This window comes from Bacillus sp. FJAT-26390, assembly GCF_001682865.1.
Taxonomy (GTDB): domain Bacteria; phylum Bacillota; class Bacilli; order Paenibacillales; family Paenibacillaceae; genus Pristimantibacillus.
In genome coordinates this window covers 581,538-600,087 of record NZ_MAQX01000032.1, presented here as the reverse complement: position 1 = coordinate 600,087, position 18,550 = coordinate 581,538, and the positions used below count along the sequence as shown (strand labels likewise).

At 50.2% G+C, this 18,550-nt stretch carries 16 protein-coding genes; 6 read left to right on the top strand and 10 right to left on the bottom strand.

Annotation, left to right across the window (positions count from 1 at the left end; all coding sequences use genetic code 11):
- Window positions 1–25 precede the first annotated feature (25 nt).
- The 3 genes from A7975_RS23485 to A7975_RS23475 are packed head-to-tail and all read left to right on the top strand — an operon-like array spanning window position 26 to window position 2,903.
- Complete coding sequence (locus A7975_RS23485; protein WP_053377504.1) at window positions 26–907, top strand: carbohydrate ABC transporter permease; 882 nt, start codon at window positions 26–28, stop codon at window positions 905–907.
- Entirely contained in the window at window positions 907–1,734 is an 828-nt protein-coding gene (locus tag A7975_RS23480; protein WP_053373039.1) for a carbohydrate ABC transporter permease, read from the top strand. Before A7975_RS23485 ends, A7975_RS23480 begins: the two co-directional genes overlap by 1 nt.
- A complete protein-coding gene (locus tag A7975_RS23475) occupies window positions 1,731–2,903 on the top strand; it encodes a trans-sulfuration enzyme family protein (RefSeq protein ID WP_065386711.1) in 1,173 nt (390 codons plus the stop codon). Before A7975_RS23480 ends, A7975_RS23475 begins: the two co-directional genes overlap by 4 nt.
- A 72-nt stretch (window positions 2,904–2,975) precedes the next feature.
- Here A7975_RS23475 and A7975_RS23470 read toward each other — a convergent pair whose 3' ends face one another.
- The 3 genes from A7975_RS23470 to A7975_RS23460 all read right to left on the bottom strand — a co-directional run bounded on the left by A7975_RS23470 (window position 2,976) and on the right by A7975_RS23460 (window position 6,610).
- Complete coding sequence (locus A7975_RS23470) at window positions 2,976–5,117, bottom strand: HAMP domain-containing histidine kinase (protein WP_065386710.1); 2,142 nt, start codon at window positions 5,115–5,117, stop codon at window positions 2,976–2,978.
- On the bottom strand, window positions 5,095–5,793 hold the full coding sequence (locus A7975_RS23465) for a response regulator transcription factor (protein WP_231637327.1): 699 nt from the start codon (window positions 5,791–5,793) through the stop codon (window positions 5,095–5,097). Before A7975_RS23465 ends, A7975_RS23470 begins: the two co-directional genes overlap by 23 nt.
- Before the next feature lie 202 nt (window positions 5,794–5,995).
- On the bottom strand, window positions 5,996–6,610 hold the full coding sequence (locus A7975_RS23460; RefSeq protein WP_053377503.1) for a PH domain-containing protein: 615 nt from the start codon (window positions 6,608–6,610) through the stop codon (window positions 5,996–5,998).
- 250 nt (window positions 6,611–6,860) lie between these two features.
- Between A7975_RS23460 and A7975_RS23455 the strand changes: the two genes are divergently transcribed.
- Window positions 6,861–8,243, top strand: a complete 1,383-nt coding sequence (locus tag A7975_RS23455; RefSeq protein ID WP_082198434.1) for an amino acid permease — start codon at window positions 6,861–6,863, stop codon at window positions 8,241–8,243.
- 89 nt (window positions 8,244–8,332) lie between these two features.
- Here the strand turns inward: A7975_RS23455 and A7975_RS23450 are convergent, their stop codons facing one another.
- The 3 genes from A7975_RS23450 to ytxJ form a co-directional block, all read right to left on the bottom strand.
- A complete protein-coding gene (locus tag A7975_RS23450) occupies window positions 8,333–9,442 on the bottom strand; it encodes a stalk domain-containing protein (protein WP_053373034.1) in 1,110 nt (369 codons plus the stop codon).
- Between the two features lie 125 nt (window positions 9,443–9,567).
- Window positions 9,568–10,815 carry an S-layer homology domain-containing protein gene (locus A7975_RS23445; protein ID WP_065386709.1) on the bottom strand — a complete coding sequence of 416 codons (1,248 nt, stop codon included), beginning with the start codon at window positions 10,813–10,815 and terminating at the stop codon, window positions 9,568–9,570.
- 450 nt (window positions 10,816–11,265) lie between these two features.
- Complete coding sequence (gene ytxJ, locus A7975_RS23440; protein ID WP_053373032.1) at window positions 11,266–11,604, bottom strand: bacillithiol system redox-active protein YtxJ; 339 nt, start codon at window positions 11,602–11,604, stop codon at window positions 11,266–11,268.
- 235 nt (window positions 11,605–11,839) lie between these two features.
- On the opposite strand from ytxJ, the gene A7975_RS23435 reads away from it, so the two are divergent.
- Together A7975_RS23435 and A7975_RS23430 are read left to right on the top strand one after the other, a co-directional pair.
- Entirely contained in the window at window positions 11,840–12,415 is a 576-nt protein-coding gene (locus A7975_RS23435) for a TetR/AcrR family transcriptional regulator (RefSeq protein ID WP_053377502.1), read from the top strand.
- Between the two features lie 76 nt (window positions 12,416–12,491).
- A complete protein-coding gene (locus tag A7975_RS23430; protein WP_082198404.1) occupies window positions 12,492–14,732 on the top strand; it encodes a YhgE/Pip domain-containing protein in 2,241 nt (746 codons plus the stop codon).
- Window positions 14,733–14,950: 218 nt separating this feature from the next.
- Here the strand turns inward: A7975_RS23430 and A7975_RS23425 are convergent, their stop codons facing one another.
- From A7975_RS23425 to A7975_RS23410, 4 genes are read right to left on the bottom strand one after another with little or no spacing between them, the layout of a single operon-like run.
- Window positions 14,951–15,211 (bottom strand): HPr family phosphocarrier protein, encoded by a 261-nt coding sequence (locus A7975_RS23425; RefSeq protein ID WP_053373030.1) that lies wholly within the window; start codon window positions 15,209–15,211, stop codon window positions 14,951–14,953.
- Complete coding sequence (gene ptsP / locus A7975_RS23420) at window positions 15,204–16,937, bottom strand: phosphoenolpyruvate--protein phosphotransferase (RefSeq protein WP_065386708.1); 1,734 nt, start codon at window positions 16,935–16,937, stop codon at window positions 15,204–15,206. The genes A7975_RS23425 and ptsP overlap by 8 nt, the downstream gene beginning before the upstream one ends.
- Window positions 16,934–18,115: a mannitol-1-phosphate 5-dehydrogenase gene (locus A7975_RS23415; protein WP_065386707.1), complete on the bottom strand. Its 1,182-nt coding sequence runs from the start codon at window positions 18,113–18,115 to the stop codon at window positions 16,934–16,936. Before A7975_RS23415 ends, ptsP begins: the two co-directional genes overlap by 4 nt.
- Entirely contained in the window at window positions 18,112–18,549 is a 438-nt protein-coding gene (locus tag A7975_RS23410) for a PTS mannitol transporter subunit IIA (RefSeq protein WP_053373027.1), read from the bottom strand. Before A7975_RS23410 ends, A7975_RS23415 begins: the two co-directional genes overlap by 4 nt.
- Between the last annotated feature and the right edge of the window lies 1 nt (window position 18,550).

The following is an 18,550-nucleotide window of genomic DNA, read 5'->3' as shown; positions in this document are numbered from 1 at the left end:
TTTATCTGCGAAAGGCGGTGCGGAAATGAAAAAACAAAAGGCGTTTATTCTATCTGGGTTGATTCCCGCCTTACTGCTCGTGCTGGCGTTCACCTACTACCCCTTTCTTAAAGGGATCGTTATGGCTTTCCAGGAATATAAGCTGTTTGATTTGCGCAATGTCCACTTCATCGGGCTAGACAACTTTAAAATTGCTTTTAAAGACCCGAAATTTTTAATGGCTATGGAGAACAGCGCGTACTGGGTGTTCTTCTCGCTCATTTTTCAATTTCTATTTGGTTTTACGCTTGCGCTCCTGCTCAAGAAACCATTTAAAGGGCGGGGAATATACCAGGGTTTCGTGTTCTATTCTTGGGCGTTGTCCGGCTTCCTGATCGGGATGATCTGGAAGTGGATGTTCAACTCCCAGATTGGCGTTATCAACGACATTCTGCTCCAATTTGGCATTATTCATGAGAGAATCGGATTTCTATCAGACCCAAAATGGGCGATGACATCCGTCATTATCGCCAACGTATGGTATGGCATAGCGTTTTTCGCCATCATGCTTTTGGCGGCTTTGCAATCGGTGCCTTCCGAGCTTTATGAAGCGGCGGTGATGGACGGGGCGAACAGCTTCCGCAAGCTGTGGAACGTTACGCTGCCTTACATTCTGCCGACGATTATCGCGACCACGCTGCTGAGGGCCATTTGGATTTTCAACGATCCGACGATTATTTACGGATTGACGAACGGGGGACCAGCCGGCAGCACGCATATTCTCTCTTCCCTGATGCTCGATAAAATCATTTATGCGGGAGATTACGGAGCCGCCTCTGCTATTGGCATCATTATGATCGTTATTCTGCTGCTCTATACGATCTTCTTTCTGTCAGTCACCAAGGCGGAGAAAGCGGGGGATTTCTAATGAAGCTGCGACTATTGGGAGCGTCCAAAATCATTTATTTAGCTATCTATTTGCTGATTATGGTTTTTCCGCTGTATTGGATTATCATTACATCGCTCAAGCCGCAAAAAGATATTTTTTCATTTCCGCTGAAATATTGGCCGGAACGGTTTACGCTGGACAATTATATTCATATTTTCAAAATATCAAAGTTTCATATTTACATCGGCAACAGCTTGCTGGTGGCCATTTCATCGGCGATTATCGTGCTCGTTATCGCCATCTTAAGCGCATATGTGCTTGCCCGCTTTAAGTTTCGGGGACATCGGCAAATTATGCTCGCTTTTTTCGCTACGCAAATGCTGCCCGGATTTGTAGCGCTTGCTCCGCTTTACTTGATGATGAGCAACATGGGCTTGATCAATAACCGGATTTCGCTAGTTCTTATGTACACCGTTGGCCTTATCCCATTCTCGACCATCATGCTGCGCGGGTTTTTCGAGCGGATTCCTTCGAGCTTGGAGGAAGCGGCGATGATCGACGGATGCTCAAGGTGGACGGCGCTTGTGAGAATCATTATTCCGGTCATGCTGCCGGGTATTGCTTCGACCTTCATCTTCGCCTTCGTGCAAAACTGGAACGAGCTGTTCCTGGCGGTTATGTTCATCGATAACGATGCGCTGAAGACGCTGCCGGTGGCGATGAATTCATTCATACTTAAATTTGACGTAGATTGGGGAGCGATGTCCGCCGGAGCGGTATTATCGATCATTCCAACGATTTTATTATTTGCTTTCGCCCAAAGATTCATTGTGGAAGGCTTGACGCAAGGAGCGGAAAAAGGATGAGCAAACTAGAGAAACAATTCACCAAGACAGCCTATGATCCGCTAGACAAGAGACATCATGGCGCAATTCATGTACCGATTTATCAAAACAGCCTGTTTGCCTTTGATAGCTACGATCAATTCGACGAAGCGATGAAAGCGCAGCTGGACCATCATATTTACTCGCGCGGGAACAACCCTACCGTTCAATATTTGGAGATGAAGCTGGCGGATTTGGAAGAGGCTGAGTCCGCCAAATGTTTTGCTTCGGGAATGGCCGCCATTTCCTCAAGCATTATGTCCGTCGTCTCGCAAGGCGACCACGTTATCTGCGTCAATCAGGCGTACGGCCCGACACGCGAATTTCTTGGTTCCTATATGAGCCGTTTTGGCGTGGAGACGTCGTTTATCGACGGAAGCTCAATTGAAGAGTGGCGCAGTGCCGTGCGCCCGAATACGAAGCTGTTCTATTTGGAAAGTCCGACGACGATGTATTTTGAGCTGCAGGATCTGAGGAAATGCGCGGAGCTGGCTCGAAGCATAGGCGCCGTAACCATCATTGACAATACTTGGGCGACACCGTGCTATCAAAACCCGACTAAGCTGGGGGTTGATCTGGTGGTGCATTCCATAACCAAATATATCGGCGGGCACAGCGATTGTGTCGGAGGTGTCGTGCTGGGCTCGAAAGAGCTTGTGGAGCGTATTCAGAACAATGAATATATGCTGCTTGGCGGCATTATGACTCCCCAAACGGCTGCGCTTGTAGCCAAAGGCCTGCGGACGCTTCCGCTGCGCATGCAAAGACATGAACAGAGCGGGCTGCAAGTGGCTGAGCATCTCGTTAAGCAAAGCTATGTCACCCGCGTCAACCATCCGGGCTTGCCTTCCCATCCGCAGTATGAGCTTGGGCAGAGCCAGATGTCGGGGGCAAGCAGCGTGTTCTCCTTCCTTTCCAGTGAGCCGCTCGAGAAAATGAAGGAATGGGCAAACCGTTTGAAGTATTTTAAAATCGGCGTCAGCTGGGGCGGCTTCGAAAGTTTGGTAACCGTTAATCGCCCGGTAAGCGACGAGAAAACCAGCGACCATTCGGCCGCTATCGTTAGGTTATATGTAGGAATGGAGGACCCAAGCGATCTGATTGCGGATATCAATCGGGCTTGGGAGCAAGTGTGTAATCCTGTTACGTAGAATAAATAGCGGCTTCTCCGTGGTATTGTACCTTGGAGAAGCCGCTTTTTTGATGAGCAAGCTCAGCGTCATTCAAGCGCGGAAAAGCGGGAGCGTTAGGGAGAAAATACAGCCTTGGCCATGCTCGGGGTTAGGCATTGCGCTGAGCTGGCCGCCATGGATATCGGCAATTTCTTTGGCGATCGATAAGCCGAGTCCGCTGCCCGGTATGCCGCTGTTTCTTGACTTATCGACGCGGTAGAAGGAGTCGAACACATAAGGCAGTGACTCCTCCGGAATGCCTGCTCCGTTGTCGATGACGCGGAAGATGGCGACTTGGTCAGCGAGCTCGTATGCAAAGGTTATAGGGCTGCCCGGCTCCGAATATTTCATGGCGTTATCCAGCAGGTTGTCGATTACACGGCTGATTAGATGGGGGTCGGCGCGCAGGCGGCCGCCAGCTGCAAGCTGATTCGTATGAAAGGGACGGCGCTCCAGCTTCATATAAGCTTCCCACTTCATCACGATGTCCCTGAAAAAGGCGTCTGCTTCCACAACGTCAAATTTTGCCTCCAGCTGGCGCGTTTCGAGGAGGCTCAGTTCATTTAAATTGCGAACGAATTGATTGATCGTTTGGATATCCTCGTATATTCTGCGCAAGAAGATACCCGTATCCTCGCCGCTGATCGTGCCGTCGTTAATGGCTTCGATGTAGCCGCGGATTAAGGTGATCGGTGTTTTCAAGTCATGCGATATATTCATGAACAGCTCCTTGCGCCAATGCTCGAGCCGCAGCAGCTCATCCACGCGCGCCTCCAGCTCGTTGTTCATATCGCGCAGCTCTTCCGTGCGCAGCTCCACCTTATGCTCAAGCTGTTGGTTAAGCTCCGACTGCTGCTCCATTAGCTCGCGGATTTTGAGCGACATCCGGTTAAAGGAGCTTAGCAGCTGATTGAATTCGAGTGTTCGCGTATCATCTAATGAAGCGGTGAATTGGCCTTCGCCCATTTCAGCGAAGGCGCCGGCAAGCAGGTTGACGGGCCGTGACACTTTGGAGCGCAAATAAAACGAGAGGATGACGCATAAGCCAACGGCGACTAAGCCGAGCAGGGTGAGCTGGACGATGAGCCGGTCGCCTGTTTGTGTTGAAAGCTCATCCGTAGCCGCATGAATCGATTCAAGGAGCTTATGCTCCGGAATAATATAGCCGAGTATCCAATCGGTCGATGGGATGGCGCGGCTGAATACAACCTTCTGCTGGCCGCCAAGCTGCATGCGGCGGAAGCTGTTTACCGTATCTTGGCTGAAGAGGACAGCCAAATCGAGCTGATCGATCTCGCCAGCTCCATGCTGCTGGGCGGCGATCAGCTCGTGATCGGTGCCAAGCAGCAGCGCGATGCCGTCCTCGTCGCCGAATCTCGTATCCAGTACGTTGTTAACGAAGCGTTCGATCGTTACATCAGCGGCTACGACCCCTTTTAGGACACGGTTCTCATCATAAACAGGCGTTGTTGCGGTGAACATCCAGCCTCTTGGCGTAATGTCGAGGTAGGGCTTCGTCCATGCGACCTGATTGGTCTTCGGCCTGACGTTTAAGGCATCGGAATAAAATTTGTAAGAGGTCAGCGTGTTTATGGGCTTTGCCGTCTCTTCTTCTAATGGGCCTGTATATTCCGGGTAATAGAAGGAGCCGGATTTTGGATGGATATAGTACATCGATACGATATTTTGCTTTCGGGACGATTCGGATTTGAATAGCGGAAACAAAGCTTTGCTTAGCGCCAAATCGTAAGCCTGCTCGGGAGACGGATAAGCGAGCGGGTTATCTGTGCGAATGGAAATGACGCCCATGCCGTCTGTATGCCTCTCGGTAAAACGGTGCTTCTTCGAATCGTACAGGAAGGAGATGGGCTGTACGGCCGTATGATTTTCAGTAGAGAAAATAGATTCCGCAAGCGCTTTGGACAGGAGAACCGCATCCTCGACAAGGCGGAGTTCGGTATCAATGGCGCGAACCTGCTCTTCAATATTCGCTTCGTACATGCTTATGTAATTTTTTTCGATCAGTGCGGTATTCAAAGCGCTGAAGCGATGAAGCTGAGAGGTGACCGTTTGTAAGGCGAACGCGGATAATAATAGCAGCGGAATAAGAGACACGGTCAGCATAGCCGCCAGCATTTGAAAGGCGAAGGTGCGCGGCCGGAGGAGAGCCTTAATGCTCTTTAATCGGTTCATCGAATTTGTACCCAATGCCGCGTATCGTTATGATGCGTGACGGAGACGACGGATTGCGCTCGATTTTTTTGCGTAAATGCCCGATATGCACTTGCAGGGTTTTGGTGTCGAGGCTGCTGTCATATCCCCATATATGGCTGAGCAGACGTTCGGTCGTGAGCACTTGGCGCGCGTTTTGCATGAGGTAGGCAAGCAGCTGGAATTCCTTGGCGGACAGCTCGATTCGCCTGTTGTCGACGTATACCTCATGCGCGTCGATACGCAGCTGCACATGCTCGGAAGCGATCACAGCCGAAGGTGCTGACTCGGATTGCCGATTATTGACGATCCTGTTGCGGCGAAGCTGTGCCTTAATGCGGGCAACCAGCTCGATAGGACTGAAGGGCTTGCTGACGTAATCATCCGCACCGACGCTTAGCCCGACCACTTTATCGATTTCGGTATCCTTGCAGGTGAGGAACATAATCGGGACATCGGTCTTTTGCCGCAGCCTAGTGCAGAGCTCATAACCTTCCATATCGGGAAGCAGAACATCAAGCACGATAAGCGAAGGCTGCTCGTTCTCGGTAAGCTCGATCGCTTGCTTGCCGCTTGTTGCGCTCAAATGGCGGAAGCCGTCCTTGGATAAATACATGCCTACGAGCTCGCCGATTCTAACTTCATCATCTACCGTCAATATGAGTTCTCCTGGCAAGTCGATTCACCTCTTCGCATGTGATATAAACGTTACCCTTTCGTTTAAATATATACGCGAAAGAATGAATTTCGCAATATGTATGTAAGGTAATATTACATAAAAACGCTGTCATCCACGAAAAAAAGCAGATCAGCCTCAAACTGCTGATCTGCTTGGTCACACTACCTTACAAATAAAGGATTTAGTTGTTAATATAACGCTCAAAAATAGCGCCAAAATCTTTAATGCGATACTGCTTATGTGTGTTTACAAGCCAATTGAAAGCGGATTTGTTCAATCCGTCGAACTGCTCAACGACATTGAAGTCTCCTTTGTGGAAATGCTGCAGCGTTGAGGATGCGAGATCCATGCTGCGTCTTGCGTATTCAAGCGAAATTTCATTCTCGCGAGTAATTTCGGAGATTTTGATCAGCGCTTTATAAAGGTCCTTCAGCTCTTCGATATGCTTCTTGTTGACGTCGATCGAGAATGGAACGGAGCCGATGGTGAATTTGATCTCGACGTCAAGATCGACAGTGCCAGCGGTTTCAAGCGCGACCTGTGAAATTTGGTTTGAGCTGTAGGAATAACGTTTTAGCGTGCGTTTCTTGCTCAGTGCGCTTGTGCCGTCCAAATGGATAAGGGCGAGATTCGTAAAGCAGTATTCGTCGGACTTTGATTTAATGAGAAAATAAATCTTCTCATTATCCTCATGCATGACATAATCGTCAGAATCAGCTTTGCTGAAATCCGCCGGCTTGATAATGACGCCAATGTCGCTTAGTCCTAGCGCGTCTGCAGCTAATTTACCAAACATCGTACCATTCCCTTCATAATTGCTTTGACTTATTACGCACTCATTATATAATAGATTTCTGATTTTATGATCATTCATTTTAAGGTTTTTTCCTAACAGATGGATAAAATGATAAAAAATTAACAAACTGAGGACATGGCATACGTGATAACGATGTAAGTCGATAAGTGGTGAAGAACGGAGTGTTTTGTAATTGAGCAAGAAACAGGAAGATTCGAATACGCTGCACAGGGGGCTGAAGGCCCGGCATATGACAATGATATCGCTGGGAGGCTCCATTGGTACGGGGTTGTTCCTAGCAAGCGGCGGCGCTATTCATTCCGCTGGACCCGGAGGCGCGGTGCTTGCCTATGCGCTGATTGGCATTATGGTTTATTTTCTAATGACTAGCTTGGGCGAGATGGCTACCCACATGCCCGTATCGGGAACGTTCAGCACCTATGCGACTAAGTTTGTTGATCCATCGCTAGGCTTTGCGCTAGGGTGGAACTATTGGTACAACTGGGCGATCACGATTGCGGCGGAGCTGTCGGCAGCTACGCTGATTATGAAATTTTGGTTTCCGAACAGCCCTTCCATTCTGTGGAGCGGCTTGTTCCTGCTGCTTATGCTCGGTCTCAATCTCTTGTCCGTCAAGGGCTACGGAGAATCGGAATACTGGTTTGCGATGATCAAAATCGTAACGGTAATCGTGTTTATTGCGCTAGGCCTTATGATGGTGATCGGCATTTGGAACGGACCGGCCGTTGGCATCAGCAACCTGACGGATAATCCTTTCCCTGCGGGCTTTCTGGCGACGCTAGGCGTGTTCATGGCGGCGGGCTTCTCGTTTCAAGGGACGGAGCTGATCGGCGTTACGGCAGGAGAGAGCGAGAATCCGCGCGAAAATATTCCCCGTGCGATCCGCTCCATCTTTTGGCGCATTCTCTTGTTCTATATATTTGCGATTCTGCTGATCGGCATGCTGATTCCTTATTCGAATGAACAGCTGGCGAGCGGCGATATTTCGACGAGTCCGTTTACGATTATTTTCGAGAAGGCCGGGCTTGCGGTTGCGGCTTCTATTATGAATGCGGTCATCTTAACCTCCGTATTGTCGGCGGGCAACTCAGGCATGTACGCTTCCACGCGCATGCTTTGGGTGCTTGCGAAGGAGGGCAAAGCGCCTCGTTTTCTAGCTCGCCTTAATCAGCGCGGCGTTCCGGTCGCGTCGCTTCTCGTAACGGGGGCGCTCGGCATGCTAGCTTTTCTTGCCTCGTTCTTTGGCGACGGGGTTGTCTATGTATGGCTGCTCAATGCATCCGGCATGTCTGGGTTTATCGTTTGGCTCGGCATTGCGATCAGCCATTACCGGTTCCGCAAAGCCTACGTAGCGCAGGGACGGGATCTGAAGGAACTTGCCTACCGTGCCAAGTGGTTCCCCTTCGGTCCGATACTGGCGATGCTGCTCTGTATAGTCGTCATTGGCGGACAGTTCATCGGAGCGATCAAGGACGGCCGCATCGACTGGCCCTATATGATTGCTTCCTATATCGGAATCCCGTTGTTCCTCGCCATCTTTATCGGACACAAATGGAAGCATCGTACTCGCATGCTTACGCTTGCTGAATGCAAGCTGGACCCGGAGGAATAAACGGCAGCAACTTAAAGAAAAAGAAGGTCTCTATCAGGCTGCTGCCTGATAGAGACCTTCTTTGTTTTGTGCGGCGATCAAATGGTTGTCTACTCGAATGCTTTGAACGGAATAGCGAATTCCGGCATGCCTTCTGCATAGGAGGTGTATTCGTATTGACCGAATGCGATCACAACAGCGCCATGCTTAAGGTAGAAGTCGCGATCCGGCTTAATTCCCTCAAACGGCGAGATCAGAAGCAGCTTTCTAGCCTTGATTTGCTCACGAATAGAGGCGTCGATAATAGAGGTATAATTCAAATTGCCGCTCGTTACATCCTCAAGCTTAAGCTCCTCGCCAGTCATAAGATCGAACGTGTACGACACGCGCTCGGTCATGCCATGCGCACCGCCGAGATAGGAATAGTAGTCGACGTAGAGACTGACCGTATTTTGCTCGTTATACGTGATGGTATAAGCGCCGTCGAAGGATAAGACAGGCATCGTCATGTCTTTATTGTTCGCTTCCATTTCTTTGTTGTCCGCAGCAGCTTTGGCAATAGCTTGCTGGCCTGAGGCGGCATAGGTTTCTGCTTCTTGCTTTAGAAACTCATTGATCTTGGTCTGTGACGCTTCGTTCGTATAACCCGTTATGACCGGATAATGGATGAGCAAGGATTGGTCCTTCGTCACTTTGCTGATCGTTTCCGTGCCGATGGACAGCGCGTTTTCTTTGATCGTCTCAATGCCAACGGTACGCGTTTTGCCGTCATACGAAATACCATAGCCCATTCGCTCCAAAACAAAACGAAGCGGCAGGTAGGTGGAGCCGTTAATTAAAATCGCGGGATTGCCATATAAAGGCTGGCCGTTTAGCTTGTAGCTGCCATCATCGGGTGAGGCGGAAAGTGTTCTGTCACGCCCTTTGATGACAACTGATCTGGTTGCCGCATCCCAGCTTGTCGAGAGCCCAAGCTTATTATTAAGCGCACGGATGCTGATATACGTATTGCCATCTACATTGGCGGTAGGTATGGAAGAGCGGATGCCGTCTATGACAAAAGGCTGCGAGACGATTTTTAGCTGCTGCGCGGCCGCGGCTGCTACACCGCCGCCAGGGAGCCATCCTGCAACGGGAGCGGATGCAAATAGCATAGCGGCAGCGATAACGGTTGCGGCCTTGCGAGTTGAACGTGATTGTTTAGGGCTTGTGTGTTTCATTTGAAAAACCTCCTCATGGATAGTGGGTTTAAGCATAGACGAGAGAATGAATCTTGATGTTGCATACGAAAAGAAGCTGCTTCTGGTCATTAACCTTCAGGCAGCTTCTTTAAACAGGAATAAGCCTATTTTTTTGTAGCAATGGAGAAAATAACCGTCTTCGTCGCTGCGTCCACTTGAATGCTGACGTTGTCGGTGCCGATCAGCTTCTGCTGGGAGGCTACCTTTGCGCCCGACTCGACGCGCTTGCTAAGATCGTTGAACAGCTCCTTGAACGTGGAGGCGTTATAGCCGAACAGCTGGTTGGCGAATTGCTCGACAACCTCTTTGTTGCGGGCAAGCGTGCCCTCGCGAAGCCTCATCGTAATGCCGTAGGTATTGTATTGCGGATCAAGCCATACAGCCGCTTCCTCATTTAGTGCCGCCGAGCCGGAAGGACGGTTCATTACGCTGTCTTTCTCCGATTGATCCTTGAAGAGGCGAAGCGTCGTTTCGTAAAAGTCATGATTCGAGCCCCGCAATTGCCCCGCCACAAGAAGCGCTTCGTAAGCGTCCCACATCCGTTTGTCTGGGAAAATAATAATTTTTTTGCCGCCGCCAGCAGTTGGAACGACACGCTCCAGCTTCTCGGGAGAGACGGGCACGGCTAGCCGCTTCGATTTGTCGGTAAGACGGTTCAGAATGACAAGAGACTCCGCGCGAGTGACGGTATCGCCAACGCCGAAGAAGCCGTTCGGGTAACCCTGCATAATGCCCTTAACAAGCGTCTCGGCGATAAACTTTTGCTCGCGCTCGGTGGCGCCCATGAGATCGCCGTAGGCTTGGGCCATTTTCTGGCCGAACAATCCGTCCTCAAGAAATTCCGTTTCCTGAAGAGTATAGTAGACAATTTCTGCGACGTTCTCGCGGGTCATGTCGGCTTGGAAATCGTTATATCTGCTCTTGTTCAGAAAATGAAGATCGCTTGCTACATCTATAAACTGCTTAGCCCAATAGCCTACCGTACTTGGCTTGAAGTCGAAATAGCGGTAATCCTGCTTCAAAATGGCTTGGTTCTCTTCGCTAAGCGATTGAAGGAACGGTATGTTCCAGCTTCGCGAACCGTTTTGATGCAAATCGGTATACGAAAGAATGAGCATTTTAATAAATTGATCAACCTTCACGGGTTCTTGTGGTCGGAAGGTCCCGTCCGGATATCCGTCTAAAATCCCTTGTTTTACCATATCGTTAATCGTTTTCTCCGCCCAATGGCCTTTAATATCTTTGAATAAGGGCGTCGATGACGCTGCTATTGCTTGTTCATTTGCGAGTGAGCCAGAGAACGCTGCCCAAAAAACGGTGATGACGACTGCGATTAAAGCGAAACGCTTCATAAAATATCCCCCTAATTTATAAAAAACGATATATTCCGACATTCTCTAGATAACCACAATAATGCGTTATTGAGAATGGGCTGAATGGCATGAATAGCTCTGCTTCCCTAGTTCTAAGTGCCATGAGCCTTTAAGCATGGTGGTGAGATATAGGGGGTTTCAGCGTTTTTTTGGAGACAATGAGATAACAAAAATCACATTATGATAAAGAACAATAACGAACAAAAATAGACGAATATATGAAAATAATGGATGAATAAGATGCGGCGACCTGTTCATTATGGATAAATTTGAAAATGAACAGTTGAAATTCGTAATCAAAGCCGTTGTAGATGGAGAAGAGGAATGATTATTGGATCTTGGGATATAGTAAAGGAATTAAAAATAAAAACTCCCAGCCTTGCGCTTAAAAGCGAAGGGCTGGGAGTTTTATTAGTAAGGGGGTAATGATTAGTCAAGTACAGCTGCAATATGAGCCTTCGTAACGGACCAGTGGGAAGCCGTCCATACTTTTTCTTTTTTCTCGATGAACATAATTTGCGGCGACTCATGCTTAACGGATGTGTCTTCTGCAATTTGGTTGGAAACGGGGCGCGACTCGATGACCTTCACGAGCACGTATTCCACGTCTTCTCTTGGCTTGCCGTCGAGGTAGTTGTTGAATTCTTGAAAAGCGTTCGCGCTTACCGGGCAAGTTGTGCTGTGCTTGAATACAACGAGTGGACGAGTAGCGGAAGCCTCATAAACATTATTCCATTCTTCAATAGACGTAATTTCTTTGTATGACATAAGGGATACACTCCTTTTTATCTGCTGTGCAGAAGATAGTTACAACTGTATTTGTATTATAGCTCTTTTTGCCGAGTAAAGTCATCTTTAGGCGAATAGGCTACTGCGGATTGTTCTGCTAATTTAGGTATTGCAATCGGAAATGGAGCGTGCTATGATTACGGAATTCGAAATGACCGTTTTAGTTTTTTGGTCAGTTATTCAAACGAGGATTCGAACGCACGGAGGTGAAGGAATGGCCATTGATCGACGACAGCAGATTGTGGATGCTGCGGGTAAGTCGTTCGCGTTGTTTGGATATAAGGCGACGACGATGGATCAGGTAGCGAAGATTGCGAATGTAGGCAAAGGGACGATTTATACGTTCTTTACGAATAAGGAAGAGCTGTTCCACGAAATTATGAAGCGGCTTATTATCGAAATGAAACAGGTGGCGGAGAGAGTCGTTGATCCGAATCGGCGTTTTTTCGATAATTTGAACGCTGCGCTCGAGCAGCTGCTTGAATTCCGCGAGGAGCATGAGCTTGCGCTCAAGCTGTCTCATGAGGTGCGCGAAATCGGTACACCGATGGCAGTAGAGGGCATTCAGCAAATCGAGAAGGCGGTTGTTGGCTACATTCAGCAGCAGGTACAGCTTGCGATGGATAAAGGCGAAATTAAGCCTTGCAACCCGGAGATGACAGCATTCGTCATGCTGCGGCTGTATATGGCGCTCACCGTAGAATGGAAAAAAACGCATGAACCGCTGAATAAGCAGCAAGTAGCGGAACAACTGCGATTCTATATGCAAGTAGGATTGGCTCCGGAATAGCCTGGATGCCTTTTTTTACACAGAAAAATGACTAAATGAGAAAAATGGTCAATCAGTGATTGGGAGAGTGGACGATTTGAAGTTCAGAGGTTTAAAGCAGTTTGGTGAGGAATTGTCCGGGATCGCCCGCAACAAAATGTTGTTGATATCGGTGATTGGCGTATTGATGATACCCGTTATGTATTCCTCGATGTTTCTAGGGGCCTTTTGGGACCCGTACGGTCATTTGGATAAAATGCCGGTAGCCGTCGTAAATGCGGATAAAGGTTATGAGTATAACGATGAGATGATGCATATTGGCAAGGATTTTGAGGAAGAGCTAAAAGAGAATGAAAAGTTCGAATGGCATTTTGTAAACAAGGCGGATGCAGAGGCGGGAATCGAAGACCATTCCTATTATATGGCGATTGAAATTCCGGCCGACTTCTCGGAGAAAACAACTTCTCTGACATCGGATAACCCAACGCCTGCACAGCTCACTTATTTGGCTAACGAGAGCTATAACTTCTTAGCTTCGCAGATCGGCAGCAAAGCGGTCGACACGATGAAAATGGAGCTTAACAAAGAAGTAACGGCTGCTTATACGCGCACCGTATTTGAGCAAATGGAAGAGCTCGTGGACGGTATTGGCAAAGCGAGTGACGGAGCAGGCGAAATCGCCGACGGCACGACGAAGGCGAAGGATGGCGCCGTGCTCATCGAGAAAAACTTGGCGAAGCTGGTCAGCGGATCAATGACGCTGCAAGAAGGTGTCGGCAAGCTGAATGATGGCGGCAAGGCGCTTGGCAAGGGCAGTGCCGAGCTGAGCACAGGCACGGCAAGCTTGGCTAGCGGCCTGGCGCAGCTGCAGGCAGCGCAGCAGCAGCTTGGCGCGGGAGCCTCATCGCTTGGCGATGGCGCGGGCTCGCTTGGAGCCGGAGCGGTGAAGCTTAGCGACGGCTTGTCGCAATTGGCCGGAGCTAGCGGACAGCTGGCGGGAGGCGCTTCTGACGCGAAGCAGGCTGCGGGGCAGCTAGCGGGCGGTCTTAAGGAATCAGCTGCTGGTGAGGAGCAGCTGAAGGCAGGTGCGGCGCAGCTTGCGAATGGGCTGGCGCAGCTGGGTCAGGCGAACCCGCAGCTGGCGGAGAGCGAAAGCTTTGCATCTTTGTTGAAGGCGAGCCAAGAGCTTGCGGCGGGCTTGGAGAAATCTTCGGCAGGCCAGAAGCAGCTCAGCGATGGGGCGGCAAAGCTGAGCGACGGCCTTGTTAAAGTGTCGGATGGTCTTGGGACCTTTGACAAGAAGGTCGAAGAAGCGGCTGCCGGAGGCAAGCAGCTTGGCGTAGGCGGACAGCAATTGGTCGCTGGGGCAGAGAAATTTACAAGCGGCATGACGCAGTTTGGTACGAAGCTTGCTGAAGCGAGTGCGGGCGGAGCGAAGTTGGCTGCTGGCGCTAAGCAGCTTAACAGTGGAGCAGCGACGCTGACGGCGGGTCTTTCCCAGCTATCTTCTAGCGTAACGCCATTTGTTGACGGATCAGTCCAGCTGGAGGATGGCGCACAGCAGGTTGCTTCCGGGCTGTTGAAGCTTGAGGACGGTACGCAGGAATTGTCCGGCAAGCTGAATGAGGCTTCCGATAAAACATCTGATCTGAAGTTGACGGATGCCATGGTGGATATGTTTGCTGATCCCGTAAAGCTTGATGTTGAGAAAGTTACGAAGGTAGACAATTATGGTACGGGGCTTGCTCCTTACTTCCTATCGCTTGGACTATACGTTGGCGCAATGCTGCTAACGATTGTATACTCGGTTCGCGAGCCGGCCGTTCGTCCGGTCAACGGTTGGAGCTGGTTCTGGAGCAAGGCGCTTACGCTTGCGCTTATCGGTACGATTCAGGCATTGATCGCTGATGCTGCACTGATTTTTGTTCTGAAGCTAGAGGTTCAGAGCATGGGGCTGTTCTTATTCTATTCGATTCTAACGAGCATTACGTTCATGATGATCATTCAGTTCTTGGTCGCTTCAATGGGTAATCCGGGACGGTTTATCGCGGTTATTCTGTTGATCTTCCAACTAACGAGCTCCGCGGGTACATTCCCTATCGAGCTTGTCCCTGGCTTCCTGCAGAAAGTATCTCCATTCCTGCCTATGACTTATTCGGTAGCAGGCTTTAGAGATATCATTTCCAGCGGTGACTACAGCATGATGGGCAGATACACGGCCGTTATGGCGGGTATAGCAATCCTGTTCGCGGTACTATCTTACATCTACTTTGCTTTGTCCCACAGGAAAACGAAGGACGACAGCATGGAAAAGGCAGTGCCGGCATCATCCGTTTAATTTCAAAGGACAGCGAGCAATCGCTGTCCTTTTTTTTGTGTATAAGGGGGGGCTCCGTATCATTCTCCAAACGTAAAACATACTCATCCATTCTACATTGCAGTTTATGCAATGTATGAGGCCGTTAAGCCGTTCTACCCTCGCCGCGAGGGCGATAAAAAAACGGCTGCCCGAGAAGGGAGGCATCTAGCCTTCTTTCTCGGACAGCCGCTGCTATTTTATTCGTGAATGGCTGTGAGCAATTGGCCGAGCGCTTCGAGCGCCTGCTCTTCCTGCTCGCCGTCTATCTCCAGCGTGACTTCCTCGTTCATCGCGATGCCTAGTGTAAGCATGCTCAGCGAGCTTTTGCCGTTTACCTTTTTGCCTTTATTGAGCACGCTCACCTTGCAAGGGAAGCTGCTTGCGGTTTGGACGAAGGTTTTGGTCGGGCGTACGTGAAAGCCCGTCGGATTAAGGATGGTAAATGTTTGGCTAATCATGATGAACCACTCCGTTTCTTGTACGTTCTACAAATTGTGTGATTTCCTGTGTGCTCCGCATGGTCAGCGCTTGATTCGCGCAGCCTGCCCATTCGGCTTGGTCGAGCTGACCGATCAATTCTCTTGCTTGCAGGATCGAACCTGCGCTCATGCTGAATTCATGCAGGCCAAGTCCAAGCAGCAAAGGGATGGCAGTCTGATCGCCAGCCATCTCGCCGCACATGCCGACCCATTTGCCTTCCTTCTCCGCCGCTTGTATAACGAAGCGAATCAAGCGCAGCAGGGAGGGATGCCATGGCTGATACAAGTAAGATACCGTTTCGTTCATGCGGTCCGCTGCCATGGTGTATTGAATCAAATCGTTTGTGCCGATGCTGAAGAAATCAACTTCCGGTGCGAAAAGATCCGCTGAGACAGCGGCTGCCGGAATTTCAACCATCATTCCAACCTCGATATGCTCGGCAAGCTGAACGCCTTCGGCGATAAGCTTCTGCTTCTCTTCCTCAAGCAGCTTCTTCGCCTCAAGCAGCTCCTCCAATACGGCGATCATCGGGAACATAATTTTCAGTGTGCCGTACCGGCTGGCGCGAAGCAGCGCGCGCAGCTGCGTGCGGAACAGATCCTGTCTATCCAGACATAGACGCAAGGCGCGTTGTCCGAGGAAAGGATTCGTTTCCTTAGGCAGCTCCATATAAGGAAGCTCCTTGTCGCCGCCTATATCAAGCGTTCTGATGACGACGGGTTTCCCGTCCATTTTTTCAAGCGCATATTTATAACTGGTGAACTGCTCCTCCTCGGATGGGAGGGAGCTGCGTCCCATGTACAGAAATTCGGTGCGGAAAAGGCCGATCCCTTCGGCGCCGTTGTCGATCGCGCGCTGAATGTCCTCAAGCTTGCCGATATTGGCTGCCAGTTCAACTTGTTTGCCATCCTTGGAGAAGGTAGGCTGATCCTTCAGCTTGCTTAGACTCGCTCTGCGCAGATCATCCATCTGTTTCTTGCCTTGATAAGAAGCTAGCTCCTCCGCCGTTGGATCAATAAGGACGACGCCCTCATTCGCATCCATAACGATTACGCCATGCTCCGAAATATCGCGTATCGCAGAGCCAATCCCGACGATCGCAGGTATTTCCAATGATCGCGCCATAATAGCGGAATGGGAGGTGCGGCTGCCTACCTCAGTAACAAAACCCCGAACGAATTCCAGATTAAGCTGAGCGGTATCCGATGGCGTCAAATCACGCGCTACGATGATACATTCTTCCGAAAGATTGGCGAGATCGACATGCGGAATGCCGCGCAAATGGCTCATAATGCGGCCGGAGACGTCCTCGATATCAACGGCGCGCCCGCGCAGCAGCTCATCCGACATGGATTGCAGCAGCTCGACAAAAGATTGCGATACCTCGTGCAGCGCAAATTCGGCGTTAATGGATTCCTCTTCAATTTTGAGCTCGATTGCTTCTATGAGATCCGGGTCCTCAAGGATCATCAAATGTCCTTCGAAAATTTCAGCTTTGTCCGCGCCAAGACGTTCTTCCGCCGAGGCGCGAATCGCCTCGACCTCGCCTTTGGCCAATGCGACAGCGCCGCGAAACCGTTCAACCTCGGACGCGCTGTCTTGTATGGCTTGCTGAACCGGAATAAACCGCTCGGCTGCAAGGTGGTACGTGCGTGCAATCGCGATGCCGGGCGATGCCGCGATTCCTTTTAATGAAACGGTCATAAAGATCCTGCTCCCCTCGCCGCTGCTTGGAGTACCGACTCCTGCGCGCGGTATTGCTCTGCCGCTTGTTTATGAAGCGGATGCTGTGCTTCTAAGCCTGTATATTTAGTTAATGTATAATGAAGGCCATGTTCCTTGATGGAGGCTTGAAGCTCAGCAGCCTCGGGATCATCGGCGTTGTTAAAGTGAAGGGCTGCTGCCATCGCAGCTGTCAATTCAGTAACAGGAATGCCATATTGATAAGCTAATAAGGCCGGTCTAACAAGGCGGTCCTTCGGTGATAGCTTGCGAATCGGCGAGCGGCCAATTCGGGCTACCTCATCTACCAAGTATGGGTTGATGAAGCGCTCCAGTATTTGATCGATATAGAGAGCGTGCTCCTTCTCGTCGAACTGATACATTTGCACAAGCGCAGCTCCCGATTCCTGAAGCGCGCCTACGACCTTAGCCAATATCTCGCTGTCCTTCATCGCTTCTTGGATCGTCGCATACCCCTTCAAATATCCGTGGTATGCCGCAACGCAATGACCCGTATTGACGGTAAACAGCTTGCGCTCGATATACGGCTCCAAATCATCGACATAATGCACGCCTGCGATTTCTACCTGCGAAGCAAGCAGCGGGGAGCGCTCTACCGTCCACTCATAAAACGGCTCAACCGTAACTTGGAGCGGGTCCTCATGCTGCTGCAGCGGAACGATGCGGTCAACGGCGGCGTCAGGGAAGGCGATATGCAAATCAGCGTCATTCTGAGCGTCCGCAGACAAATGCTCATAAACGAATTGCTTCAAAATCGTGCTGCCGCCGAGAGCATTCTCGCACGCGATAATAGGGAGAGCGGCTTTGCCGCTCGCGAGCCTTAGCTCAATGCCTTTAGCTACCGCAGCTGCAATATGCTTCAGAACGGATACGCCGACTGCAGTTGTTACGATGTCAGCTTCTGCGATCATCTCGGCGACTAAGCCGACATCCTTGCCGTCAATAGCCGTTACATGATCAACAAGATACGTATCGCCTTGCTCGTTTGCAATTTTCACCGCATACTGCCGCTTTGCTTGCAGCTCCGAGACGAGCGCTTCGTTGACATCAACGAAGCATACCTCGTAGCCGGCGTTATGCAGCAGCAATCCGATAAAACCTCGGCCTATGTTGCCAGCTCCGAAGTGTACGGCCTTCATGATTCCATACCCGATTCAAAGATAGAAATCAGCTCTTGCGGCGAGGAAGCATTCAAAATGCGCTGCATGTCTTCCTCCTCCGATACAAGCACGGCAACGTTGGTCAAAATATCAAGGTGATCGTCGCCGACCGCCGCTAAACCGATAACTAGTTGCGCAGGCTCCTCGCCGCCGAAGTCCACGCCAGCTGGGACAATGATGATCGCCATGCCTGTCGATTGAATAAGTGCCTTTGAGTCGTTTGTTCCATGCGGCATGGCAAGTCCTCCGCCGATATAGGTGGATAAAGCTTCCTCGCGTTCAATCATTTTGTCGATATACGCCTGCGGCGCGTGTCCTGCGTCAACAAGCATTTGTCCGACCATGCGGATCGCTTCGTATTTATCTTTTACGCTCACGTTTAGTTTAACTTTCTCTGTCGATAGAATGGTCATG

Coding starts and splice junctions, on each gene's coding strand:
- A7975_RS23485 (WP_053377504.1), top strand. CDS start 26: ATGAAAAAACAAAAGGCGTTTATTCTATCTGGGTTGATTCCCGCCTTA.
- A7975_RS23480 (WP_053373039.1), top strand. CDS start 907: ATGAAGCTGCGACTATTGGGAGCGTCCAAAATCATTTATTTAGCTATC.
- A7975_RS23475 (WP_065386711.1), top strand. CDS start 1,731: ATGAGCAAACTAGAGAAACAATTCACCAAGACAGCCTATGATCCGCTA.
- A7975_RS23470 (WP_065386710.1), bottom strand. CDS start 5,117: ATGAACCGATTAAAGAGCATTAAGGCTCTCCTCCGGCCGCGCACCTTC.
- A7975_RS23460 (WP_053377503.1), bottom strand. CDS start 6,610: ATGTTTGGTAAATTAGCTGCAGACGCGCTAGGACTAAGCGACATTGGC.
- A7975_RS23455 (WP_082198434.1), top strand. CDS start 6,861: ATGACAATGATATCGCTGGGAGGCTCCATTGGTACGGGGTTGTTCCTA.
- A7975_RS23450 (WP_053373034.1), bottom strand. CDS start 9,442: ATGAAACACACAAGCCCTAAACAATCACGTTCAACTCGCAAGGCCGCA.
- A7975_RS23445 (WP_065386709.1), bottom strand. CDS start 10,815: ATGAAGCGTTTCGCTTTAATCGCAGTCGTCATCACCGTTTTTTGGGCA.
- ytxJ (WP_053373032.1), bottom strand. CDS start 11,604: ATGTCATACAAAGAAATTACGTCTATTGAAGAATGGAATAATGTTTAT.
- A7975_RS23435 (WP_053377502.1), top strand. CDS start 11,840: ATGGCCATTGATCGACGACAGCAGATTGTGGATGCTGCGGGTAAGTCG.
- A7975_RS23425 (WP_053373030.1), bottom strand. CDS start 15,211: ATGATTAGCCAAACATTTACCATCCTTAATCCGACGGGCTTTCACGTA.
- ptsP (WP_065386708.1), bottom strand. CDS start 16,937: ATGACCGTTTCATTAAAAGGAATCGCGGCATCGCCCGGCATCGCGATT.
- A7975_RS23415 (WP_065386707.1), bottom strand. CDS start 18,115: ATGAAGGCCGTACACTTCGGAGCTGGCAACATAGGCCGAGGTTTTATC.
- A7975_RS23410 (WP_053373027.1), bottom strand. CDS start 18,549: ATGACCATTCTATCGACAGAGAAAGTTAAACTAAACGTGAGCGTAAAA.